General features: G+C 40.1%; 28 protein-coding genes. 27 read left to right on the plus strand and 1 reads right to left on the minus strand.

Features of this window, described 5'->3' with window-relative positions; genetic code table 11:
- The first annotated feature begins 44 nt into the window (after positions 1-44).
- The 17 genes from V470_00075 to V470_00160 all read left to right on the plus strand — a co-directional run bounded on the left by V470_00075 (position 45) and on the right by V470_00160 (position 14,250).
- A complete protein-coding gene (locus V470_00075) occupies positions 45-311 on the plus strand; it encodes a hypothetical protein (GenBank protein ID AHZ46855.1) in 267 nt (88 codons plus the stop codon).
- Positions 304-672: a septum formation initiation protein gene (locus V470_00080; GenBank protein ID AHZ46856.1), complete on the plus strand. Its 369-nt coding sequence runs from the start codon at positions 304-306 to the stop codon at positions 670-672. The genes V470_00075 and V470_00080 overlap by 8 nt, the downstream gene beginning before the upstream one ends.
- A gap of 119 nt (positions 673-791) precedes the next feature.
- A complete protein-coding gene (locus tag V470_00090; GenBank protein AHZ46857.1) occupies positions 792-2,060 on the plus strand; it encodes a beta-lactamase in 1,269 nt (422 codons plus the stop codon).
- On the plus strand, positions 2,057-3,334 hold the full coding sequence (locus V470_00095; GenBank protein AHZ46858.1) for a tRNA(Ile)-lysidine synthase: 1,278 nt from the start codon (positions 2,057-2,059) through the stop codon (positions 3,332-3,334). Before V470_00090 ends, V470_00095 begins: the two co-directional genes overlap by 4 nt.
- A 4-nt stretch (positions 3,335-3,338) precedes the next feature.
- On the plus strand, positions 3,339-3,881 hold the full coding sequence (locus V470_00100; protein AHZ46859.1) for a hypoxanthine phosphoribosyltransferase: 543 nt from the start codon (positions 3,339-3,341) through the stop codon (positions 3,879-3,881).
- Positions 3,882-3,896: 15 nt separating this feature from the next.
- Positions 3,897-5,855, plus strand: coding sequence for a cell division protein FtsH (locus V470_00105; protein AHZ46860.1), 1,959 nt, complete (start codon positions 3,897-3,899; stop codon positions 5,853-5,855).
- Between the two features lie 60 nt (positions 5,856-5,915).
- Entirely contained in the window at positions 5,916-6,155 is a 240-nt protein-coding gene (locus tag V470_00110) for a hypothetical protein (protein AHZ46861.2), read from the plus strand.
- Between the two features lie 278 nt (positions 6,156-6,433).
- The gene (locus tag V470_00115; protein ID AHZ46862.1) at positions 6,434-6,670 is read left to right on the plus strand and encodes a recombination protein RecX; all 237 of its coding nucleotides are present in this window, start codon (positions 6,434-6,436) and stop codon (positions 6,668-6,670) included.
- A gap of 241 nt (positions 6,671-6,911) precedes the next feature.
- Positions 6,912-8,198 (plus strand): adenylosuccinate synthetase, encoded by a 1,287-nt coding sequence (locus V470_00120; GenBank protein ID AHZ46863.1) that lies wholly within the window; start codon positions 6,912-6,914, stop codon positions 8,196-8,198.
- Between the two features lie 200 nt (positions 8,199-8,398).
- The gene (locus tag V470_00125) at positions 8,399-8,866 is read left to right on the plus strand and encodes a hypothetical protein (protein ID AHZ46864.1); all 468 of its coding nucleotides are present in this window, start codon (positions 8,399-8,401) and stop codon (positions 8,864-8,866) included.
- A 185-nt stretch (positions 8,867-9,051) separates the two neighbouring features.
- Positions 9,052-9,495, plus strand: coding sequence for a deoxyuridine 5'-triphosphate nucleotidohydrolase (locus V470_00130; protein ID AHZ46865.1), 444 nt, complete (start codon positions 9,052-9,054; stop codon positions 9,493-9,495).
- Between the two features lies 1 nt (position 9,496).
- On the plus strand, positions 9,497-10,036 hold the full coding sequence (locus V470_00135; protein AHZ46866.1) for a phosphoglycerate mutase: 540 nt from the start codon (positions 9,497-9,499) through the stop codon (positions 10,034-10,036).
- A gap of 16 nt (positions 10,037-10,052) precedes the next feature.
- Entirely contained in the window at positions 10,053-10,541 is a 489-nt protein-coding gene (locus tag V470_00140; protein ID AHZ46867.1) for a hypothetical protein, read from the plus strand.
- Positions 10,542-10,721: 180 nt separating this feature from the next.
- On the plus strand, positions 10,722-11,945 hold the full coding sequence (locus V470_00145) for a DNA repair protein RadA (GenBank protein AHZ46868.1): 1,224 nt from the start codon (positions 10,722-10,724) through the stop codon (positions 11,943-11,945).
- Positions 11,946-12,017: 72 nt separating this feature from the next.
- On the plus strand, positions 12,018-12,512 hold the full coding sequence (locus V470_00150) for a carbonate dehydratase (GenBank protein ID AHZ46869.1): 495 nt from the start codon (positions 12,018-12,020) through the stop codon (positions 12,510-12,512).
- 213 nt (positions 12,513-12,725) lie between these two features.
- Positions 12,726-13,694 carry a ribose-phosphate pyrophosphokinase gene (locus V470_00155; GenBank protein ID AHZ46870.1) on the plus strand — a complete coding sequence of 323 codons (969 nt, stop codon included), beginning with the start codon at positions 12,726-12,728 and terminating at the stop codon, positions 13,692-13,694.
- Between the two features lie 118 nt (positions 13,695-13,812).
- Positions 13,813-14,250: a CoA-binding protein gene (locus V470_00160; GenBank protein ID AHZ46871.1), complete on the plus strand. Its 438-nt coding sequence runs from the start codon at positions 13,813-13,815 to the stop codon at positions 14,248-14,250.
- Positions 14,251-14,278: 28 nt separating this feature from the next.
- On the opposite strand, the gene V470_00165 is transcribed toward V470_00160, so the two are convergent.
- Positions 14,279-15,289, minus strand: a complete 1,011-nt coding sequence (locus tag V470_00165; GenBank protein AHZ46872.1) for a membrane protein — start codon at positions 15,287-15,289, stop codon at positions 14,279-14,281.
- 151 nt (positions 15,290-15,440) lie between these two features.
- On the opposite strand from V470_00165, the gene V470_00170 reads away from it, so the two are divergent.
- The 10 genes from V470_00170 to V470_00225 all read left to right on the plus strand — a co-directional run bounded on the left by V470_00170 (position 15,441) and on the right by V470_00225 (position 24,906).
- Positions 15,441-16,610 (plus strand): aromatic amino acid aminotransferase, encoded by a 1,170-nt coding sequence (locus V470_00170; protein AHZ46873.1) that lies wholly within the window; start codon positions 15,441-15,443, stop codon positions 16,608-16,610.
- Positions 16,607-17,377, plus strand: coding sequence for a DNA recombination protein RecO (locus V470_00175; GenBank protein ID AHZ46874.1), 771 nt, complete (start codon positions 16,607-16,609; stop codon positions 17,375-17,377). Before V470_00170 ends, V470_00175 begins: the two co-directional genes overlap by 4 nt.
- Positions 17,374-18,366, plus strand: a complete 993-nt coding sequence (locus tag V470_00180; GenBank protein AHZ46875.1) for a phosphate acyltransferase — start codon at positions 17,374-17,376, stop codon at positions 18,364-18,366. Before V470_00175 ends, V470_00180 begins: the two co-directional genes overlap by 4 nt.
- A 5-nt stretch (positions 18,367-18,371) precedes the next feature.
- Positions 18,372-18,608 carry an acyl carrier protein gene (locus V470_00185; GenBank protein ID AHZ46876.1) on the plus strand — a complete coding sequence of 79 codons (237 nt, stop codon included), beginning with the start codon at positions 18,372-18,374 and terminating at the stop codon, positions 18,606-18,608.
- A gap of 314 nt (positions 18,609-18,922) precedes the next feature.
- Positions 18,923-19,066, plus strand: coding sequence for a bacteriocin (locus V470_10445; GenBank protein ID AJZ74433.1), 144 nt, complete (start codon positions 18,923-18,925; stop codon positions 19,064-19,066).
- 17 nt (positions 19,067-19,083) lie between these two features.
- The gene (locus V470_00195; GenBank protein ID AHZ46877.1) at positions 19,084-19,233 is read left to right on the plus strand and encodes a bacteriocin; all 150 of its coding nucleotides are present in this window, start codon (positions 19,084-19,086) and stop codon (positions 19,231-19,233) included.
- Between the two features lie 527 nt (positions 19,234-19,760).
- On the plus strand, positions 19,761-19,973 hold the full coding sequence (locus V470_00210; GenBank protein ID AHZ46878.1) for a bacteriocin immunity protein: 213 nt from the start codon (positions 19,761-19,763) through the stop codon (positions 19,971-19,973).
- A 541-nt stretch (positions 19,974-20,514) separates the two neighbouring features.
- Positions 20,515-22,668 (plus strand): peptide ABC transporter ATP-binding protein, encoded by a 2,154-nt coding sequence (locus tag V470_00215; GenBank protein ID AHZ46879.1) that lies wholly within the window; start codon positions 20,515-20,517, stop codon positions 22,666-22,668.
- Positions 22,669-22,680: 12 nt separating this feature from the next.
- A complete protein-coding gene (locus tag V470_00220; GenBank protein ID AHZ46880.1) occupies positions 22,681-24,030 on the plus strand; it encodes a competence protein ComB in 1,350 nt (449 codons plus the stop codon).
- A 168-nt stretch (positions 24,031-24,198) separates the two neighbouring features.
- Complete coding sequence (locus V470_00225; protein ID AHZ46881.1) at positions 24,199-24,906, plus strand: phosphoribosylaminoimidazole-succinocarboxamide synthase; 708 nt, start codon at positions 24,199-24,201, stop codon at positions 24,904-24,906.
- The last annotated feature ends 45 nt before the right edge of the window (positions 24,907-24,951 follow it).

The raw sequence follows: 24,951 nt of genomic DNA on the forward strand, positions 1-24,951 counted from the left end.
TAAAAAGGATAAAAATGGTACAATAATAATTTGAGGTAGTAAAAATGAGATTAGACAAGTATTTAAAAGTATCACGAATTATTAAGCGCCGCACAGTCGCAAAAGAAGTAGCAGATAAAGGTAGAATCAAGGTGAATGGAATCTTGGCCAAAAGTTCAACGGATTTGAAAGTTGATGACCAAGTTGAAATTCGCTTTGGAAATAAGTTGTTGCTTGTTAAAGTACTAGAAATGAAAGATAGTACAAAAAAAGAAGACGCAGCAGGCATGTATGAAATTCTCAGTGAAACACGGGTAGAAGAAAATGTCTAAAAATATTGTACAGATGAATAATTCTTTTATTCAAAATGAACATCAACGTCGTCGTTACCTGATGAAGGAGAGACAAAAACGAAATCGTTTTATGGGTTGGGTCCTTATTTTGATGATCTTGTTGTTTATTTTACCAACTTATAACTTGGCCCAAAGCTATGATCAGTTACTGCAACGACGTCAGCAATTGACAGAGTTGAAAGAGCAGTACCAAACTCTTAGTGACGAAAAGGATAAAGAATCTGCTTTTGCTGCAAAGTTGAAAGATGAAGACTATGTAGCAAAATATGCGCGCGCAAAGTACTATTACTCAAAGAAACGAGAAGCAATTTACACAATTCCTGATTTGCTTCCGAGGTAATGTCATGGAAAATTTATTGGAAGTTGTTGAGCAATTTTTGAGTTTATCAGATGAAAAATTAGAGGAATTGGCAACTAAAAACCATTTATTACGATTACAAGAAGAAAGGGAAGAGAAGAATGCGTAAGTTCTTAGTAGTTTTATTGCTACCTGCTTTTATCATAACTTCAAGAGTAGTTAGCACAGAAAAACAGCTTCCTTACTCTTCGCAAGAAATTTATTATCTAACTGAGTCTGATTATGGATTCTACTATAAAGAAACTCTGGAATCCCCAATGGTATACGGAGAAACAGCAGTCTATGCTAATGAGGATCTTGTCAAGGAGTCTGGTAAATTGACTCCTGAAAACACCTTTAAAATCATAGAATGGCGTTTGAATAGACAAGGTGTTCCTGTTTTTAAACTAGATAATCACCAGTTTATCCTTGCAGATAAGCGTTTAGTCTATGATCAAAGTCAAGTTCAAACTCAAAATAGACAAGTATGGTTGGAACCAGGGTTTGTTATCTATAACAGCCCCTATGATGCTAAAGAAATTTCTTCATCCCTCTCTCCTTATCAACGCGTAACAGTGGATAGAACCCTCTTTGCTGAGGGACAAGAATTTCTTCATATCGATCAAGTTGGGTGGGTATCAAAAGAGTTCACCTCAGAAGAAGACAATCGCATCCAGAAGGTTCAAGAAGTTTTATCAAACAACTATCAGAATGAAAATTATTCCATTTATGTTAAACAATTGAGTACAGGTAAAGAGGCTGGGGTGAATGAAGACAGCAAACTCTATGCAGCTAGCATCTTGAAACTATCCTACCTTTATTACGCTCAAGATAAGATAAATCAAGGGGAATATACGCTAGACAGTAGCTTCAAGTATATCCCGGAAGTAAATAGTTTCCCTGGGTCCTATAAACCAGAAGGTAGTGGTAGCTTACCTAAAAAAGAAGATAACAAAGAATACAGTCTTCAACAGTTAATTACCAAGGTAACAAAAGAGTCTGACAATGTTGCTCATAATATTTTAGGTTATTACGTGACCAATCAATCTGACGGGGCTTTTAAAGAAAAAATGTCCACTATTATGGGTGAAGATTGGGATGTGAATGATAAATTGACTTCTTCAAAAATGGCTGGAAAGGTCATGGAAGCTATTTATAATCAGAATGGTTTTGTCTTAGAGTCTCTAGGTAAGACTGATTTTGACAACCAACGAATCGCAAAAGGTGTTTCGGTTAAGGTAGCTCATAAAATTGGAGATGCCGATGAGTTTAAACATGACACTGCCATTGTTTATACGGACTCTCCTTTTGTTCTTTCTATTTTTACCAAAAATTCTGATTATGACACCATTACTAAGATAGCTAAGGATGTCTATGAGGTTCTAAAATGAGGGACCAGGATTTTTTAAATCATTTTCTCCGAAAAGAGTATTTCAAAAAACATTCGAAAGTCGTGTTAGCTTTGTCTGGCGGACTGGATTCAATGTTTTTATTCCAGCTATTGTCTACTTATCAAAATGAGTTAGAAATTGAGCTGATTTTAGCACATGTCAATCATAAGCAGAGAAGTGAGTCTGATTGGGAGGAAAATGAACTAAGGAAGTTAGCTGATGTAGCTGAACTTCCTATTTATATCACAAGCTTTTCAGGAGACTTTTCAGAAGCGCGTGCTCGAGAGTTTCGTTATGATTTTTTTAGGAAAATCATGAAAGATGTTGGAGCGACAGCCTTGGTCACTGCCCACCATGCAGATGATCAGGTTGAAACGATTTTGATGCGCTTGATTCGAGGAAGTCGGCTACGTCATTTAACAGGAATAAAAGAAAGTCAGGTAGTTGATGGAATTGAAATCCTCCGTCCCTTGTTGCCTTTTCATAAAAAGGACTTTCCACCAATTGTTCATTTTGAAGATCAAACAAATCAGGAAAATACCTATTTTCGCAATCGCATTCGGAATAGGTATTTACCAGAGCTTGAAAAAGAAAATCCTCGTCTTAAATCCGCCCTTTTAGATTTAGGAAGGGAAATTTCAGATTACCAAGCAACAATAACGGAACTTTCGAAACAAATTGATGTGGAAGATTTGAATGAGCTATTTTCATACTCTCAACAAACTCAAGGAATCTTGCTCCAAAACTATCTTAATCAATTTCCAGACTTAAATCTGACAAAGGCTCAGTTTGCTGAAGTTCGACAGATTTTAGCAACGAAAAGTCAGTATCGTCATTCTCTTAAAAATGGCTACGAATTGATAAAAGAGTATCAACGGTTTCAAATTTGTAAAATCAGTCCTCAGGCCGATGAAAAGGAAGATGAACTTGTGTTACACTATCAAAATCAAGTTCGATATAAGGGCTATTTATTTTCCTTTGGCATCCCTATTGAAGGGGATTTTGTTCAAAAAGTAACGGTTTCACGGGAAACATCTGTACATATTAGATGTCGAAAACCTGGCGATGTTATTATCCTGAATGGTCATCGAAAGAAACTGAGACGCTTATTTATAGATTTAAAAATCCCTATTAAAAAACGAAAAACAACCCCTATTATTGAGCAATTTGGAGAAATTGTCTCAATTTCAGGAATTGCGACCAGTGATTTGAGTAAAAAAACGAAAAATGATATAATGAACACTGTGATTTATATAGAAAAAATAGATAGGTAAAAAGATGTTAGAACACGATATTAAAAAAATCCTCGTTTCACATGATGAAATTACAGAAGCAGCTAAAAAGCTAGGTGCGCAACTAACAAAAGAGTATGAGGGGAAAAATCCAATTCTTATTGGAATTCTGAAAGGATCAATTCCTTTTATGGCTGAATTGGTCAAACATATTGATACGCATATCGAGATGGACTTCATGATGGTATCTAGCTACCATGGTGGAACTGCAAGTAGTGGTGTGATCAATATCAAGCAAGACGTGACTCAAGATACCAAAGGAAGACATGTTCTATTTGTAGAAGATATCATCGATACTGGTCAAACCTTGAAGAATTTGAGAGATATGTTTATTGCAAGAGAAGCAGCTTCTGTTAAAATTGCGACTTTGTTGGACAAACCAGAGGGACGCGTTGTTGAAATTGAGGCAGATTATACTTGCTTTACTATTCCAAATGAGTTTGTAGTAGGTTATGGTTTGGACTATAAAGAAAATTATCGTAACCTTCCTTATGTCGGAGTTTTGAAAGAAGAAGTTTATTCAAATTAGAAAGATTTATCTTTAATGAAAAAACAAAATAATGGTTTAGTTAGAAATCCATTTCTATACTTGTTAATTATCTTCTTCCTAGTGACAGGATTCCAGTATTTTTACTCTGGAAATACTGCTGGACGAAGTGAAAAAATTAACTATACAGAATTGGTAAAAGAAATTACAGCAGACAATGTAAAAGAATTAACCTATCAGCCAAATGGCAGCATCATTGAAGTGTCTGGTGTTTATAAAAATCCTAAGACTAGTAAAGAAGAAACAGGAATTCAATTTTTCACTCCTACAGCTACAACAGTAGAAAGATTCTCAAGTACTATTCTTCCGTCTGATTCAACAGTGTCAGAATTGCAAAAACTTGCTTCTGAACATCAGGCAGAAGTAACAGTCAAACATGAGAGTTCAAGCGGTATGTGGATCAATATCCTTGTGTCTGTTGTCCCATTTGCTATTCTCTTCTTCTTCCTATTCTCTATGATGGGAAATATGGGAGGAAATAGTGGCCGAAATCCAATGAGTTTTGGACGTAGCAAGGCCAAAGCTGCTAACAAAGAAGATATCAAGGTACGATTCTCAGATGTTGCAGGTGCCGAGGAAGAAAAACAAGAATTAGTAGAAGTTGTTGAATTCCTAAAAGATCCAAAACGATTTACAAAACTTGGTGCGCGTATTCCTGCAGGTGTTCTTTTGGAGGGACCTCCGGGAACAGGTAAGACATTACTTGCTAAGGCAGTTGCTGGGGAAGCAGGTGTTCCATTCTTTAGTATCTCAGGTTCTGACTTTGTAGAAATGTTTGTCGGAGTTGGTGCAAGCCGCGTTCGTTCTCTTTTTGAGGATGCAAAAAAAGCAGCGCCAGCCATCATCTTTATCGATGAAATTGATGCCGTTGGTCGCCAACGTGGTGTCGGTCTTGGTGGAGGTAATGATGAACGTGAACAAACCTTGAACCAACTCTTGATTGAGATGGATGGTTTTGAGGGAAATGAAGGAATCATCGTTATCGCTGCGACGAACCGTTCAGATGTTCTAGATCCAGCTCTTCTCCGTCCAGGACGTTTTGATAGAAAAGTCTTAGTTGGTCGCCCTGATGTTAAAGGTCGTGAAGCAATCTTGAAAGTTCATGCTAAAAATAAACCTCTGGCAGACGATGTTGATTTGAAACTAGTTGCCCAACAAACCCCAGGATTTGTGGGAGCTGACTTAGAAAATGTTCTAAATGAAGCGGCCTTAGTTGCTGCTCGTCGCAACAAATCAATCATTGATGCTTCAGATATTGATGAGGCAGAGGACAGAGTGATTGCTGGACCATCTAAGAAAGATAAAACAGTATCACAAAGGGAACGTGAATTGGTTGCTTATCATGAGGCTGGACATACCATTGTTGGTTTAGTCTTGTCAAATGCCCGTGTTGTTCATAAAGTTACCATTGTACCACGTGGACGTGCAGGTGGCTACATGATTGCCCTTCCTAAAGAAGATCAAATGCTTCTATCTAAAGAAGACATGAAAGAACAATTGGCAGGTTTGATGGGTGGTCGTGTAGCTGAAGAGATTATCTTTAATGTCCAAACGACAGGAGCTTCAAATGACTTTGAACAAGCTACACAGATGGCGCGTGCAATGGTCACTGAATACGGTATGAGTGAAAAACTTGGCCCAGTTCAATACGAAGGTAATCATGCTATGTTTGGTGCACAAAGTCCTCAAAAATCAATTTCAGAACAAACAGCCTATGAGATTGATGAGGAAGTTCGTTCATTATTAAATGAGGCACGAAACAAAGCTGCTGAAATTATCCAATCAAATCGTGAAACCCACAAACTGATTGCAGAAGCATTGTTGAAATACGAAACATTGGATAGTACACAGATTAAATCTCTTTACGAAACAGGAAAAATGCCTGAAACCGTAGAAGAGGAATCCCATGCACTATCTTATGATGAAGTGAAATCAAAAATGAGTGAAGAAAAATAAATTTAGAGAGGTTTAACCTCTCTTTTTATGTTCTAATGTGATGGCTACCGAGCGGATGCATTGATAGTTGACCCTCATCGTACAGGCTTAGATGATAAGCTGTTGGATACCATCCTGACCTATGTTCCAGACAAAATGGTCTATGTATCCTGCAATGTTTCGACCTTGGCACGAGATTTGGTTAAACTAGTAAAAGTCTATGACCTCCAGTATATCCAGTCAGTCGATATGTTTCCCCACACTGCACGGACAGAAGCAGTGGTTAAGTTAGTGAAGAAAAGAAAAAATCAACTTCACTGAAAAAAGTCCTTGACAAAGGTAAAAAAGTAGGTTAATCATGATGTCGTAGGTTCGAGTCCTACTGGCGGAGTATAAATCGAAACGTTCAACTGAACGTTTTTTTATTTATAAATATAGTGGACTGTTGAAATTTCAAATTTTAATTTTTAAATCTGTAATTACCTCTTTATTTTATTTTTAGTTCGTTTAGCTTTAAATTCTTCTTTTATAGGATTTGAAGCTTTTTTAGTTCCTTTTTTTGTTAGACTAGTGTTACTAATAAGAAAGGGAATTTTTATATGCTTCAGAAATTTTATGATCAAGCATTTGTCTTTTTGAAACTAGTTGAACAAGAATATGCCTCTTTAGGCCAGAGTTGTTCAGAGTGGGAATCACTTCATCTTCGTTTTTTACTATATTACTTAATCCGATTTAAAATAAAAAGTGATAGGGACTTTTCACTATATCACTTTAGAACAGCTTATCGTCTATATCTAGAGAAATTACTGCAAGGTGGTACAACTCTTATTCAATAGGAAGCATCTATATCATAATTACGAACGATAGTTGTAGTTAGTTTTTAAAAAATATAGAATTAGCTTATAATCAAAGGCTTCAGTATTCAGAAATGAAAGAATTTCCAAATCTTTTCTACTGTTTCTTCTTGATAAAATAGTGTTTTTTTCTTATAATAAATTGTAAGATATAATTGCGGGTGAAATTCCTGCCATGTATATGAGAAAGGACGAGCTACTAGTAGCTCAGACGAATTTTATTATGACTTCAGTTGTTGTTGTAGGTACCCAGTGGGGTGATGAAGGTAAAGGGAAAATTACAGATTTTCTTTCAGCTAATGCAGAGGTAATTGCTCGTTATCAAGGTGGTGATAATGCTGGTCACACGATTGTGATTGATGGTAAGAAATTTAAGTTGCACTTGATTCCATCTGGAATTTTCTTTCCTGAAAAAATCTCTGTTATTGGGAATGGGATGGTTGTAAACCCTAAATCTCTAGTAAAAGAGTTGACTTATCTTCATGAAGAAGGTGTGACAACAGATAATTTGCGCATTTCGGATCGTGCGCATGTTATTTTGCCTTATCACATTGAGTTAGATCGCTTGCAGGAAGAAGCTAAGGGTGACAATAAGATTGGTACTACAATCAAGGGAATCGGTCCAGCATATATGGACAAGGCTGCTCGTGTTGGAATTCGTATTGCGGATCTTTTGGATAAGGATATTTTCCGTGAACGTTTGGAACGCAATCTTGCGGAAAAGAATCGTCTGTTTGAAAAATTATATGATAGCACCCCTATTTCAGTTGATGATATTTTTGAAGAGTATTATGAATATGGTCAACAAATCAAGCAATATGTGACAGATACATCCGTTATCTTGAACAACGCACTTGATAATGGCAAACGTGTGCTGTTTGAAGGTGCGCAAGGTGTCATGTTGGACATTGACCAAGGGACTTATCCATTTGTTACGTCGTCAAACCCTGTCGCTGGTGGTGTGACGATTGGGTCTGGTGTTGGCCCAAGTAAGATTGACAAGGTTGTAGGTGTATGTAAAGCCTACACAAGTCGTGTAGGAGACGGACCTTTCCCAACTGAATTATTTGATGAAGTGGGAAATCGCATCCGTGAAGTAGGTCATGAATACGGTACAACAACTGGTCGTCCACGTCGTGTGGGTTGGTTTGACTCAGTTGTGATGCGTCACAGCCGCCGTGTATCTGGGATTACCAATCTTTCATTGAACTCTATCGATGTTTTGAGTGGTTTGGATATTGTGAAAATCTGTGTCGCCTATGATCTTGATGGCCAACGTATTGATTACTATCCTGCTAGTCTTGAGCAGTTGAAACGTTGCAAGCCAATCTACGAGGAATTGCCAGGTTGGTCAGAAGACATCACTGGAGTCCGTAATTTAGAAGACCTTCCTGAGAATGCACGTAACTATGTTCGTCGTGTAAGCGAGTTGGTTGGTGTTCGTATCTCAACTTTCTCAGTAGGTCCCGGTCGTGAACAAACTAATATTTTAGAAAGTGTTTGGTCATAGGAGATTTTTAAGATTAGTTTAAGACAGGTTGGGTATACTATAGACAGTTACAAGAAGACCTCCTAACTTGTTGTAACAAATATCCTAAACTTTTCTTTTTCATAATAATCTCCCTATTAAGTCACCGCATTCGGTGGCTTTTTTTGTGTTGAGAATCATGATATAATAATAAAATCGACAAGTAGGAAAAGAGAAAAACGATGAATTATACAGTTGAAGAAAAAGAAGCCTTTATGAGAGAGGCTTTGAGAGAGGCTGAGATTGCCTTAGAACACGATGAAATTCCAATTGGTTGTGTGATTGTCAAGGATGGAGAAATCATTGGTAGGGGGCATAATGCGCGCGAGGAGTTGCAACGGGCGGTCATGCATGCAGAAATCATGGCTATAGAGAATGCGAATGTGAGTGAGGAGAGCTGGCGCTTGCTGGATTGCACGCTTTTTGTGACCATTGAGCCTTGTGTCATGTGTAGCGGGGCGATTGGGCTTGCCCGTATTCCAAACGTAGTCTACGGGGCTAAAAACCAGAAATTTGGTGCAGCTGGGAGCTTGTACGATATTTTGACAGATGAACGTCTCAATCATCGTGTAGAGGTAGAAACGGGAATTTTAGAAGATGACTGTGCAGCGATTATGCAGAACTTTTTCCGAAATCGACGGAAAAAATAATTTCTCTTTAAAAACAGAGGGGAATGTGGTATAATGAATAATGGAGCAACAGTTCTGCGTGAAGCGGGTCAGGGGAGGAATCCAGCAGCCCTAAGCGATGTGAATTGTGTGCTCTTTTTTCGTGCTTTTTTCGAATAAATAAGATAAAATAGCCTAGAATAAATGATTATAGAAAAGAGAAAAATATGAAAATTCGTGGTTTTGAATTAGTTTCTAGTTTTACAGATGAAACTTTGTTACCCAAACGTGAGACAGCGCATGCAGCTGGCTACGACTTAAAGGTTGCGGTGCGTACGGTTATCGCTCCAGGAGAGATTGTTCTCGTCCCAACGGGTGTTAAGGCTTATATGCAGCCGACTGAAGTGCTCTATCTTTATGATCGTTCATCAAATCCTCGTAAGAAAGGTCTGGTCTTGATCAACTCTGTGGGTGTCATTGATGGAGATTATTATGGTAATCCGGGAAATGAAGGTCATATCTTTGCTCAGATGAAAAATATTACCGATCAGGAAGTTGTTCTTGAAGTTGGAGAACGTGTAGTTCAGGCTGTCTTTGCTCCATTTTTAATTGCAGATGGAGATGAGGCAGACGGAGTTCGTACTGGTGGATTTGGATCGACTGGGCACTAAGATGAAGATTATTTTTGTACGTCACGGGGAGCCAGATTATAGTATGCTTGATAAACTTGAAAATCCGCAACTATATAGTGGTTTTGGTCGTGATTTAGCACCATTGACAGGAAAAGGTCGCAGTCTGGCAAAAGAAGTTGCTAAAACTGCATGTTTTGGAAAGGCAGAGATTATTATTTCATCGTCTGTGACGAGGGCTTTAGAAACAGCCCATTATATAGCAGTTGAAACAGGATTGGACTTATTTGTGGAGCCGTTTTTTCATGAGTGGCGTCCAGACTTAGATGGCACTAACTCTGATTTAACTAGTGTATTGGTAGCTCATGAATATTATCTAAAGCATCAAGGAGGTTTATCTGAAGATTCTCCTTATCGCTATGAAACAGATCTAGAGATGCGTCATCGTTTTTTAAAAGCTTTGGAAAAATATAAAAATTATAAAACTATTATCATTGTAACTCACGGAATGCTCATGCGCCAATTTGTACCAGACGAGAAGATTGATTTTTGCCAAGTGATTGAGTGTGAGATAGAGATATAGAAAGAAGTACAATGAAATGAGCTATAAAGATTTTCAAGCTTTTACCGCCGAGAATTGTCGAGGGTATAAGAAGATTTTTGAGATTAGTATTGGAGGATTTCTTTACCTAGCATTTCTCCCTGATGCCTATCATGAAATTCTGTGTATTTCTTCAGACTACATGTCAATCATTGATAGCGAAAATGGGCAAGTAACACCAATAGACGGAGATTACGATGAGGTAGAGTTAGTAGCCATGTGTGAGGGCTGTGATTCTCCCATTTCTATTGCGGGACAATATGGTGGAAGTCTCCCTTTGGACAATGGGGAAGATATCCGAGTGACAATGGAAAAAGATCAATCTGGGAAGTATCCGATTTTAACCATTTTTTGGGAAAAGGATAAAGAAACTAGGGTACAAATTTATAAAGGTTATTTACCGTATATTTTTGGTTTTAGTCCGGATGGAGAGTATTATGCTTATGCAGATGATGGCGGATTGACTGTTTTAAAGAAAGATAGTTGATAGCGTGAAAAAAAGAAATTTTAAAATGAGAGGATTAGAATCATCGCAAAGAAAAAAGCGACATTTGTATGTCAAAATTGTGGGTATAATTCCCCTAAATATTTGGGACGTTGTCCTAACTGTGGGTCTTGGTCTTCTTTTGTAGAAGAGGTTGAGGTTGCCGAGGTCAAGAATGCGCGTGTGTCCTTGACAGGTGAGAAAACCAAGCCCATGAAACTGGCTGAGGTGACTTCCATCAATGTCAATCGAACCAAGACGGAGATGGAGGAATTCAACCGTGTACTTGGAGGCGGAGTGGTACCAGGGAGTCTCGTCCTTATCGGTGGGGATCCAGGGATTGGGAAATCAACCCTTCTCTTACAAGTATCGACTCAGCTGTCCCAAGTAGGGACTGTTCTCTATGTCAGTGGGGAGGAGTCTGCCCAGCAGATTAAACTCCGTGCAGAGCGCTTGGGGGATATTGATAGCGAATTTTATCTCTATGCAGAGACCAATATGCAGAGTGTTCGATCTGAGGTGGAGCGCATCCAACCAGATTTTCTCATCATCGACTCTATCCAGACGATTATGTCTCCTGAGATTTCAGGGGTGCAGGGGTCTGTGTCTCAGGTGCGTGAGGTAACGGCTGAACTCATGCAGTTGGCGAAGACTAATAACATTGCTATCTTTATCGTAGGACATGTGACTAAGGAAGGAACCTTGGCAGGTCCTCGTATGTTGGAGCATATGGTAGATACAGTGCTTTACTTTGAAGGGGAACGTCACCATACCTTTCGTATCTTGAGAGCAGTCAAAAACCGTTTTGGCTCCACTAATGAGATTGGCATCTTTGAGATGCAGTCAGGCGGATTGGTTGAGGTGCTCAATCCGAGTCAAGTTTTCCTAGAGGAGCGTTTGGATGGGGCGACTGGTTCATCAATTGTGGTGACTATGGAAGGAACCCGTCCGATTTTGGCGGAGGTTCAGGCTTTGGTGACACCAACTATGTTTGGAAATGCTAAGCGCACAACGACAGGTCTTGATTTCAATCGTGCAAGTCTGATTATGGCTGTTTTGGAAAAACGTGCAGGGCTTCTCTTGCAAAATCAGGATGCCTATCTCAAATCTGCTGGCGGTGTCAAATTGGATGAGCCTGCCATTGACTTAGCCGTTGCAGTGGCTATTGCCTCTAGTTACAAGGACAAGCCAACCAATCCTCAGGAATGTTTTGTGGGTGAACTGGGCTTGACCGGAGAAATTCGGCGCGTGAATCGCATCGAACAACGCATAAATGAAGCGGCAAAACTGGGCTTTACCAAGATTTATGTACCCAAGAATTCCTTGACAGGAATCACTCCACCCAAGGAAATTGAAGTCATTGGTGTGACAACGATTCAGGAAGTTTTGAAAAAGGTCTTTGCATAATCCGTGACAAATCCTCTTAAAAATGATAAGATAGGAGAAATATTTGATTATCAAATTTTTGAGGAGGGAATCGTGTCGTATTTTGAACAGTTTATGCAAGCCAATCAGGCTTATGTTGCCCTACATGGGCAGTTAAATCTGCCACTTAAACCCAAAACCAGAGTAGCGATCGTGACCTGTATGGACTCACGTCTGCACGTTGCGCAAGCTCTAGGTTTGGCCCTTGGGGATGCTCATATCTTGCGGAATGCGGGTGGTCGAGTAACTGAGGACATGATTCGTTCACTGGTGATTTCCCAGCAACAAATGGGGACAAGAGAAATCGTGGTGCTTCACCATACAGACTGTGGAGCTCAAACCTTTGAAAATGAAAGTTTTCATGAACAGTTGAAACACGAGCTCGGAGTTGATGTATCTGATCAAGATTTTTTACCATTCCAGGATGTTGAAGAGAGTGTGAGAGAGGATATGCAATTGCTTAGAGAGTCTCCACTGATTCCTGATGATGTGGTTATTTCAGGTGCTGTCTATGATGTGGATACAGGAAGTATGAGAGAAGTATACTAACTTTGTCTCGAAAAAATTTCATCCTAGCATAAAATCGATTGTTAAAATGTAGGATTTTCAGGTTTAATATAGCTAATATAAAATAGTATAAAACAAGGGTATAAATGTTTGCTCTTGTTTTATTTTTGATTGAAAAATAAAGGAAAAAGCGCTACAATGGTAGATGGAAAATGTTGTGTAAAAACAAGTGATACATAAATACCGGAGGAAATCATGTCTTTTTCTGATTTAAAGCTGTTTGCCCTTTCTTCTAATAGAGAATTGGCAGAGCGTGTGGCGCAAGAAATTGGGATAGAGTTGGGGAAATCGACTGTTCGCCAATTTTCAGATGGGGAGATTCAGGTCAACATTGAAGAATCAATCCGTGGAAAACACGTCTTTATCCTACAATCAACTAGTTCACCTGTAAATGATAATTTACTTGAAATTTTGATTATGGTGGACGCTTTGAAGCGTGCTAGTGCAGAATCTGTCAATGTTGTTATGCCCTACTATGGCTATGCACGTCAGGATAGAAAAGCGCGCGCGCGTGAGCCAATCACTGCAAAACTCGTTGCAAACATGCTAGAAGTTGCTGGCGTAGATCGTTTGTTGACGATTGATTTGCACGCTGCACAGATTCAGGGATTCTTTGATATTCCTGTAGATCACTTGATGGGTGCTCCATTGATTGCGGACTATTTTGAACGTCGTGGCATGGTTGGTTCTGACTACGTGGTTGTCAGCCCAGACCATGGTGGAGTGACTCGTGCTCGTAAATTGGCAGAGTTTTTGAAAACCCCGATTGCGATTATTGACAAACGCCGTAGTGTAGATAAGATGAATACCAGTGAAGTGATGAACATCATTGGTAAGGTAGAAGGTAAGACTTGTATCTTGATTGACGATATGATCGATACAGCTGGAACCATTTGTCATGCGGCGGATGCTCTTGCTGAAGCAGGTGCTGTTGAAGTTTACGCAAGCTGTACGCACCCAGTTCTTTCAGGGCCAGCTATGGACAATATCCAAAAATCAGCTATTAAGAAATTGGTTGTTTTGGATACGATCTACCTACCAGAAGAGCGTTTAATTGATAAGATTGAACAAATTTCGATTGCTCATCTTCTAGGCGATGCTATTATCCGTATCCACGAAAAACGTCCTCTTTCTCCTCTATTTTGTATTGAGAAAAAGATTTAATCTTTCACTTGAAGTAGACAGAACTCCTAGCAGGTTTCTTTTCTTGCTAGGAGATTTTTATAGTCAAAATCTGCAAGCCTTTTCAAAATGTGCTATACTGAGAAAAAGGAGGATTTCTATGAGCCAAGAATTTATCAATCCAAGTGATGGTGTGATCCGTCAGTATCTGGAGACCAGTAAAACGTTAGCGGTAGTGGGCTTGTCTGACCGTGAGGAAACAACTAGTAATCGAGTGACCAAGGAAATGCAAGCTCGGGGCTATAAAATCATTCCAGTTAATCCCAAGGTTGCAGGTGGGGAAATCTTGGGAGAGAAGGCTTATGCGAGTCTAGCTGTGATTCCTTTTCCTGTGGATATTGTCAATGTATACCGACGGAGCGAGTTTTTACCAGATGTGGCGCGTGATTTTCTCAAGGCTGATGCCAAGATTTTCTGGGCACAACTGGGACTTGAAAGTCTGGAAGCGGAAGAAATCTTACGTGCTGGAGGATGCGATGACATCGTGATGAATCGTTGCATCAAAAGAGAACATACACGTTTAATTCTTGAACAATAAAAAGGTAGCCATGGGCTACCTTTTTATTTTATAAAGTACCAATCAATGCTTGCATGCCAAGACTGGTAAGGATGATGGCAATCCAGCAAAGGGCTCCGAGGACAATAGATTTACCACTAGATTTGACCATGGCGACTAGATTGGTTTTGAGACCGATGGCACTCATGGCCATGATAATGAGAAATTTGGAGAGTTGTTTGAGAGGGGTGAAGAAGCTACTAGACACGCCGAGAGAGGTAAGGAGAGTCGTTAAGAGAGAGGCTAAGATGAAATAAAGGATAAAAAGTGGGAAGACTTTTTTTAGTTGGAAATCTTGGCTATTTTTTTGTTGGCGACTTTGCCAGTAGGAGAGAAAGAGCGTAATGGGAATGATTGCTAAGGTGCGTGTGAGTTTCACAATGGTTGCAGACTCAAGGGTATTGGTCTGGTAGAGACTGTCCCATGCGCTGGCTGTGGCCGTTACAGAAGAAGTATCATTGACTGCAGTTCCTGCAAAGAGGGCAAAACCGTCATTGGATAGGTGAAGCCAGGTTCCTAGAGTTGGAAAGATGAGTGCAGCCAAGACATTGAAGAAAAAGATAACGGAAATGGCTTGGGCAACTTCTTTTTCCTTGGCATGGATGACGGGCGCTGTCGCAGCAATGGCAGAGCCACCACAGATAGAAGAACCCACTCCAATCAAGGTAGCTAGTTTTGTGTCTAGCGCAAAGAAACGTTGGAAGAGGTAGGCAACGATTAAGGAAATCGAAATGGTGGAAAGGATGACAGGGAGTGAAGTTTGTCCAACTGCGAAGACTTGCGAGATATTGAGACCAAAACCGAGTAAGATAACGGCATACTGGAGCAACTTCTTTGAACTAAAGGTCAAACCTGCATCTAGTTGTTTGTAGGGTGAGAGCCAGGGGTGGAGGAGCATTCCAGCAAAAATTGCAAAGACAGGTGCACCTACGACGGGGAAAAATCCTCCCAGGAACCAAGATACGATAGAAATGAGAAGGCAGGCCAAGATTCCTGCTCCATTTTTTGATAAAAATGACATATAAACCTCCGAAAATAAGCACTTATTATTATAGTCCTGTCGAGAAGAAAAGTAAAATAGAAAGTGAAAAATACGGGTTTCAGATGGATTTTGCGGTCAGGAAGCTTTTGTAGTATAATAGTACTATGTTCTGTAAGCAAGGGGGATATCTATGGACTTAACCAAACGCTTTAATAAACAATTAGATAAGATTCAAGTTTCCTTGATTCGCCAGTTTGACCAGGCTATTTCAGAGATTCCTGGGGTCTTGCGTTTGACCTTGGGGGAACCTGATTTTACAACGCCAGATCATGTCAAGGAGGCAGCCAAGCGAGCCATTGACCAGAACCAATCCTACTATACAGGGATGAGCGGTTTACTGACCTTGCGCCAGGCTGCTAGCGACTTTGTAAAAGAAAAATACCAGCTAGATTATAATCCTGAAAATGAAATCTTGGTTACAATTGGGGCGACAGAGGCCTTATCTGCTACTTTGACAGCTATTTTGGAAGAGGGAGACAAGGTGCTCTTGCCAGCTCCTGCTTATCCAGGATATGAGCCGATTGCCAATCTAGTTGGGGCAGAGATTGTCGAGATTGATACAACTGAAAATGGTTTTGTTTTGACCCCTGAGATGTTGGAAAAGGCCATTTTGGAGCAGGGTGACAAGCTCAAAGCTGTCATTCTCAACTATCCAGCCAATCCGACAGGAATTACCTATAGTCGGGAGCAGTTGGAAGCCTTGGCAGACATTTTACGCAAGTATGAGATTTTTGTTGTCTGTGATGAGGTTTACTCAGAATTAACCTATACAGGCGAAGCCCATGTATCTCTGGGAACTATGCTGAGAGACCAGGCTATTATTATCAATGGCTTGTCTAAATCGCATGCTATGACTGGTTGGCGTTTAGGCTTTATCTTTGCTCCTGCGGCTTTCACAGCTCAGTTAATCAAGAGTCACCAGTATTTGGTTACTGCTGCAAATACTATGGCTCAACATGCTGCGGTGGAAGCCTTGACCGCTGGTAAAAACGATGCAGAGCCTATGAAGAAGGAATACATCCAGCGTCGAGATTATATCATCGAAAAGATGGCTGCTCTTGGTTTTGAGATTATCAAACCAGACGGTGCCTTCTATATCTTTGCTAAGATTCCAGCGGGCTACAATCAAGACTCCTTTGCTTTTCTGAAGGATTTTGCTCAGAAGAAGGCCGTTGCCTTTATCCCTGGTGCCGCCTTTGGAGGTTACGGAGAAGGCTATGTACGTCTGTCTTATGCAGCCAGCATGGAAACGATCAGAGAGGCCATGAAACGACTTGAGGAGTACATGAGAGAAGCATGATTCAGTCTATCACGAGTCAAGGCTTGGTGCTCTACAATCGTAACTTTCGTGAGGATGACAAGCTAGTCAAGATTTTTACCGAGCAGGCGGGCAAGCGCATGTTTTTCGTCAAACACGCTGGCCAGTCCAAACTAGCTCCGGTTATTCAGCCCTTGGTGTTGGCACGATTTCTCTTGCGAATCAATGATGACGGGCTTAGCTACATCGAGGACTATCACGAGGTGATGACCTTTCCAAAGATTAATAGCGATCTCTTTATCATGGCCTATGCAACTTATGTGGCGGCCCTTGCAGATGCTAGTTTGCAGGATAATCAGCAGGATGCTCCCTTGTTTGCTTTCTTGAAGAAGACTCTGGAGTTGATGGAAGCGGGCATAGATTATCAGGTTTTGACCAATATTTTTGAAATTCAAATCTTGACTCGATTTGGAATCGGCCTTAATTTTAATGAGTGTGTCTTTTGCCATCGGGTGGGTCAGGCCTTTGACTTTTCTTTTAAATATGGAGCCTGCCTTTGCCCAGAGCATTATCATGAGGATGAGAGACGATGCCATCTCAATCCCAATATCCCTTATTTGCTCAATCAATTCCAAGCCATTGATTTTGAAACCTTGGAGACTATTTCGCTTAAGTCCGAAATCAAGCAAGAGCTACGCAAGTTTATGGATCAGCTCTACGAAGAGTACGTTGGGATTCACCTTAAATCAAAGAAATTTATTGATTCCCTAGCAGACTGGGGACAATTACTAAAAGAGGAAAACAAATGAAAAAAATTGCAGTAGATGCTATGGGGGGCGATTACGCACCTCAAGCCATCGTTGAGGGTGTCAATCAAGCCCTTGCTGACTTTTCAGATATTGAGATTCAACTCTACGGAGATGAAAGTAAGATCAAGCAATATCTAACGGCTACAGAGCGCATTAGCATTATCCATACGGATGAGAAAATCAACTCAGACGATGAGCCGACAAAAGCTATCCGTAAGAAGAAAAATGCCAGCATGGTATTAGCAGCCAAGGCAGTCAAAGAGGGAGAAGCAGACGCCGTCCTCTCAGCTGGGAACACAGGTGCCTTGTTGGCTGCAGGATTCTTTATTGTGGGTCGTATCAAAAATATCGATCGCCCAGGACTCATGTCTACCTTGCCGACCATCGATGGAAAAGGCTTTGATATGCTAGATCTCGGTGCCAATGCAGAAAATACAGCCCATCATCTGCACCAATACGCTGTTTTAGGTTCCTTCTATGCAAAGAATGTTCGTGGGATTGCAAAACCACGTGTTGGTTTGCTCAACAATGGAACAGAAAGCAGCAAGGGAGATCCGCTTCGAAAGGAAACATACGACTTGTTAGTAGCTGATGAAAGTTTGAACTTTGTCGGAAACGTGGAAGCGCGTGATCTGATGAATGGCGTTGCGGATGTTGTCGTAACAGATGGTTTCACGGGAAACGCTGTTCTCAAATCCATCGAAGGTACAGCTTTGGGAATCATGGGCTTGCTTAAAAATGCTATTACGGGTGGTGGCCTTCGAGCGAAGCTAGGTGCTCTACTTCTTAAGGATAGTCTTAAGGGGTTGAAGACACAGCTCAACTATTCAGATGTTGGAGGAGCAGTCTTGTTTGGTGTCAAGGCGCCAGTTGTAAAAACTCATGGCTCAAGTGATGCCAATGCTGTGTACAGTACGATTCGTCAGATTCGTACCATGCTAGAAACAGACGTAGTTGCTCAAACTGCGCGTGAATTTTCAGGAGAATAAAAAAGATGACAGAAAAAGAAATTTTTGACCGTATTGTAACTATTATCCAAGAAAGACAGGGAGCAGATTTCGTCGTGACAGAAGCCTTGAGTTTGAAAGACGATCTCGATGCAGACTCAGTGGACTTGATGGAGTTCGTCTTGACACTAGAAGATGAATTTGGTATCGAAATCACTGATGAGGAAATCGATCAACTTCAAAGTGTAGCGGATGTAGTAGCAATTATTAAAGATAAAAAATAGCCAAAAGCAACATGCAAGTCATGTTGTTTTTTATTTGCAGAAAAAAGAGAAACTTTTAGTAGAAATTGCGAATAAAGAGATGAGAAAGAAAAAGGAGGAACGTTTATGTATGTGACCGGTTTTTATCCGTGGTTTATTAAGTGGTTTTTAAAATAAAAATGAATGAATTGTTTATTTTCGAATTGTTTTTCGAATAGATAGGTAAGGCAAAAGGGAAGGAGAGAAGAAAATGATTTCAGTAATTTACCCAATCTGGCTATTTAAGTGGCTTAGAGGTTAAGGATTAAATATATAAAAAAATAAGGAGAAAACAAATGACAAACTTTGACAACATGGAACAGAACTTTGTAGCTCTTACAGAAGAAGAGTTGACGGATGTGAATGGGGGGTCGGTTACCGCTGTAGTTGTAGGAGGTGTCTTACTAATTGGTGGTATTGCTTGGGGCTATTTTATGTAATAATAAGGAGAGAAAAAATGAATTTAAATAAATGGACAGAATTGACAGAAGAAGAATTGATGAATACAGAAGGTGGCTTAATTACCATAGCCACGATTGCTGGAGGAGTAGCAATTTTCCTTGGTGGGCGATTAATTGGTCAAGATTTAAAACGTAAATTTGGATAAAAGTAGACTTGTATGAAAAATCTAAAAAATGTAATGGGAGCATTTCTAATTATTTTTGGAGTGCTTTGCATATTGGGAGATTTAAATGTAATCACCTTTAAAGTTGATCAGTATGTAGGCTCGGAATTATGGATTCCTATCCTTATTTCAATGATGAGTTACTTGGATTCAGCTAAAGAAAAGGTTTAAAGAGAACTATTTTTAGTGTATGGCAACTGCTATTGAATAGTCATCTTTTAGTTATTATCAATGAAATAAGAACTAATTTAGGAATAGTAGGGCTTTTGGTTGGAGTAGCTATTGGATTAGCCAGTATTATTTAAAAAGGAGAGAGAAAAATGAGAAAAATGAAAGAAATGGATGAAAAATTTGATATCATGACAGAAGAAGATTTGGCTCTTACTGAAGGAGGCTTCATTGTCACTACTTCCACAGCAATAGCTTGGGGTGTATTAGGAGTAGCTGCTTATATGTATGGGCGTTATCTAGGAAGTAGACGTTAATCTAAATATAGAAGGAAATTAACTATGAATCGTAACCTAAATCTCAATACATTGTTACCTAAGCTAGCCACTATACTTCCTTTGTTAGGAATAGGTCTTAATCTTACGCTTCATCTAATTTGTACGGGTTCGCTAGTATCTTTTGATTGGCAATGGAGTTTAATAGGTTTGATTGCTGCAGTCTATTTTGGTATTTTTTGTAAGGATTTGAAGAAAAATAATCAAAACTATAAATGATGAATCTGAATGGAAAGGATTTTGTGCATGTAAATGGCGGAGTTTTTCCACCTTGTTTTATGTAGGATACAAGTACAAAACAAAAGAAAGTACGATTGGAAATTGATGAACCATCAGATCGGAGTTTGAGATGAAAGTTGTTCAATTACTACAAAAAGCTTGACCAGAGTTTATTGTATTGTTTAGCTCTATAGCTTATCTAATGATTAGAATTGTGGCTAATATAAACAAAATAAATCTACCTACGTGATTTGAATGTTTTGACATACCTAGGATTCCATCATCCTTGATGACATTTATCTTACTTTATAGAAATATCATTTCAGAATAGTTTATTTCTAGGCATTCATTTTTTAACGGTTACTTTAAGCAGGCAGAACTTTTGTTCTGCTTTTTACATTTAAATGATAGTTTATGCTTTTTAAAGTGCGTTTTAGGTGCAAAAATAGTTTATTTAGGAATATTTTCCTGTTTTTATCCTTATTTGGTTAAAATAATCTTACAAAGTTTTTAAGAGATTGTTAGAAAAAAGGAGATGGATATGAAATTTGGGAAAAGGCACTATCGTCCCCAAGTGGATCAGATGGATTGTGGCGTGGCTTCCTTGGCTATGGTATTTGGCTACTACGGTAGTTATTACTCCTTGGCTCATCTACGAGAACTAGCTAAGACGACCATGGATGGGACGACTGCTTTGGGTCTTGTAAAGGTGGCAGAGGAAATTGGTTTTGAAACGCGGGCTATCAAGGCGGATATGACGCTCTTTGACCTGCCAGATTTGACCTTTCCGTTTGTGGCCCATGTGCTCAAGGAAGGGAAATTGCTCCACTATTATGTGGTGACAGGTCAGGATAAGAAGGCAATCCATATCGCTGATCCAGATCCCAGTGTTAAGCTGACCAAGATTTCCCGTGAGCGATTTGCGCAAGAATGGACAGGAGTCAGTCTCTTTATGGCTCCTTCTCCAGACTATAAACCCCATAAGGAGAAAAAACAGGGGCTCCTATCCTTCTTGCCAATCTTACTCAAACAGCGGGGCTTGATTACCAATATCGTCCTAGCGACACTCTTGGTGACCTTGATTAACATTGTAGGTTCTTATTATCTGCAGTCTATCATTGATAGTTACGTACCAGACCAGATGCGTTCGACGCTGGGTATCATCTCAATAGGACTAGTCATCGTCTATATCCTCCAGCAGATTTTGTCCTATGCGCAGGAATACCTCTTGCTTGTTCTGGGGCAACGGTTGTCCATCGATGTGATTTTGTCCTACATCAAGCATGTTTTTCACCTGCCGATGTCCTTTTTTGCGACACGCAGGACAGGAGAGATTGTATCTCGTTTTACGGATGCTAACAGTATCATCGATGCGCTGGCGTCGACCATTCTGTCGATTTTCCTAGATGTGTCGACGATTTTGATTATCTCGCTTGTCTTGTTTTCACAAAATATGACGCTCCTTGTCATTAGTCTGCTTGCACTTCCTATCTATACCGTGATTATCTTTGCCTTTATGAAGCCTTTTGAAAAGATGAATCGGGACACCATGGAAGCTAATGCGATTCTATCTTCTTCTATCATCGAGGACATCAACGGTATCGAGACCATTAAGTCTTTGACTAGTGAAAGTTCACGCTATCAAAAGATTGATAAGGAATTTGTGGCTTATCTGAAAAAATCCTTTACCTACAGTCGGGCAGAAAGCCAGCAAAAGGCACTGAAAAAAGTTGCTCAGCTCCTGCTAAATGTTGCCGTTCTCTGGCTGGGAGCCATTCTCGTCATGGATGGGAAAATGAGTTTGGGCCAGCTGATTACCTATAACACCCTGCTTGTTTACTTTACCAATCCTTTGGAAAATATCATCAACCTACAAACCAAACTTCAAACAGCGCAGGTTGCCAATAATCGCTTAAATGAGGTTTATCTAGTAGCTTCGGAGTTTGAGGAGAAGAAAACGGTAGAAGATTTGAGCATGATGAAGGGAGATATGACCTTTAAGCAGGTTCACTATAAGTATGGCTATGGTCGTGACGTCTTGTCAGATATCAATTTGACCATTCCGCAAGGGTCTAAGATGGCTTTCGTGGGGATTTCAGGTTCGGGTAAGACCACCTTGGCCAAGATGATGGTTAATTTCTACAACCCTAGTCAGGGAGAGATTAGTCTGGGTGGTGTCAATCTCAATCAGATTGATAAAAAAGCCCTGCGCCAGTACATCAACTATCTGCCTCAACAGCCCTATGTCTTTAACGGAACGATTTTGGAGAATCTTCTCCTTGGAGCCAAGGAAGGGACGACACAGGAAGATATCTTACGAGCAGTTGAATTGGCCGAGATTCGGGAGGATATTGAGCGCATGCCGCTGAATTATCAGACAGAATTAACTTCGGATGGGGCAGGGATTTCAGGTGGACAACGTCAGAGAATCGCTCTGGCGCGTGCTCTCTTGACAGATGCACCTGTCTTGATCTTGGACGAGGCGACTAGCAGTTTGGATATTTTGACAGAGAAGCGGATTGTGGATAATCTCATGGCTTTAGACAAGACCTTGATTTTCATCGCCCACCGCTTGACCATTGCTGAGCGAACAGAGAAGGTTGTTGTCTTGGATCAGGGCAAGATTGTCGAAGAAGGCAACCATGCGAACTTGCTTGCCCGAGGTGAATTTTACGCCCATTTGGTCAATAGCTAGAAAGAGGAGAAGATGAAACCAGAATTTTTAGAAAGCGCAGAGTTTTACCATCGTCGTTACCATAATTTTTCCAGTCGCGTGATTTTACCCATGTCGCTTCTGCTCGTGTTTCTGTTTGGATTTGCAGTCTTTGCTGAGAAAGAGATTAGTTTGTCTACTAGAGCTACTGTCGAACCTAGTCGGATCATTGCCAACATCCAGTCAACTAGCAATCAACGCATTGTGGCCAATTATCTAGAAGAGAACAAACTAGTCAAGCAGGGGGATTTACTCGTTGAATACCAGCAAGGGGCGGAAGCTGTTCAAGCTGAAGCATACGCCAATCAGTTGGAGATGTTAAAGGATCAAAAAAAGCAGTTGGGTTATTTGCAATCCAGTTTGAAAGAGGGGACTGATCAATTTCCAGATGCGGATAAGTTTGGATATCAGGAGATGTTTCGAGACTATCTCAGCCAAGCTAGTAGTCTTAGGAGCAATGTTTCGCAGCAAAATGCCAACATCTCCTCGCAGAATGCGGCAGCAAGTCAGAGCCAGGCCGAGATTGGCAATCTTATCAGTCAAACACAGGATAAAATTCGAGATTACAAAACAGCTAAGTCAGCGATTGAAACAGGAGCTCAACTGGATAGTCAAAATGCAGCCTACTCATTTTATCAGACCTATAAAAACCAAGCTGAAGAAGATTCGCAAGCTAAATCGCAAGTTATTGCACAGGTGGATGCACAAATCGCCCAGCTAGAGTCTAGTTTAGCTACTTATCGTGTGCAGTATGCGGGTTCTGGAGCTCAACAAGCCTACGCAAGTGGACTGGATAGTCAACTGGAATCGCTCAAATCTCAGCACTTAGTCAAAGTCGGTCAGGAATTAACTCTTTTGGATCAGAAAATTTTAGAAGCAGAATCGGGTAAGAAGGTACAGGGAGGTCTCCTAGATAAAGGGAAGATTACAGCAAGTGAGGATGGGGTGCTACACCTCAATCCTGAGACTAGTGAATCTACGATGGTCGCAGAAGGAACCCTGCTAGCCCAACTCTACCCATCCTTGGAAAAAGAAGGGAAAACCAAACTCACAGCTTATCTCAGTTCAAAAGATGTTGCTAGAGTCAAGATTGGGGACTCTGTTCGTTATACTACGACTAATGATGCCAAGAATCAAATTTTCCTGGATTCTACGATTACAAGTATTGATGCGACAGCTACAAAGACTGAACAAGGAAATTTCTTTAAAATTGAAGCGGAGACTAATTTAACTTCAGAGCAGGCTGAAAAACTTCGTTATGGTTTAGAAGGTCGCCTGCAGATGATCACGGGAAAGAAAAGTTATCTCCGTTATTTTTGGGATCAATTTTTGAATAAAGATTAATATTCGTGTTTTTTAGAGGAAAAATGCTTTCAAAACTGTAAGGAGAGTTCATCTTGCAGTTTTTCTTTACGCTTAAAAAAGGGAAACGTTATTTATTCGTAAAAACCTTGAATTTTTCATGCTTTTGTGGTAGAATGTGCTCAAGTAAAACGAAAGGCGAACTTTAAAATGTCAAAACAACTGATCTATTCGGGAAAAGCAAAGGATATCTATACAACTGAGGATGAAAATCTTATTATTTCAACTTACAAGGACCAGGCAACTGCCTTCAACGGTGTCAAGAAGGAGCAGATTGCGGGCAAGGGAGTGTTAAATAATCAGATTTCATCTTTTATTTTTGAGAAATTAAATGCGGCTGGTGTAGCGACTCACTTTGTGGAGAAAATTTCGGACACGGAACAGCTCAATAAAAAGGTTAAGATTATTCCTTTGGAAGTTGTGCTCCGCAACTACACGGCTGGTTCCTTTTCAAAACGTTTTGGCGTGGAAGAGGGCATCGCATTTGAGACTCCGATTGTCGAATTTTACTACAAAAATGATGATTTGGATGATCCCTTTATCAATGACGAGCATGTGAAATTCCTTAACATTGCGGATGACCAGCAGATTGCTTACTTGAAGGAAGAAACGCGTCGTATCAATGAACTTTTGAAAGCTTGGTTTGCTGAAATTGGTCTTAAATTGATTGATTTTAAGCTAGAATTTGGTTTTGACAAGGATGACAAGATTATCTTGGCAGACGAGTTTTCACCAGATAACTGCCGACTTTGGGATGCAGATGGCAACCACATGGACAAGGATGTTTTCCGTAGGGGATTGGGAGAACTAACTGATGTTTACGAAGTTGTCTGGGAGAAATTGCAGGAGTTGAAGTAATAACCTAAAGGCTGTTTGGGAATATTGCAAGAGCTGAAATAAAGG

Source organism: Streptococcus sp. VT 162, assembly GCA_000688775.2.
GTDB lineage: Bacteria > Bacillota > Bacilli > Lactobacillales > Streptococcaceae > Streptococcus.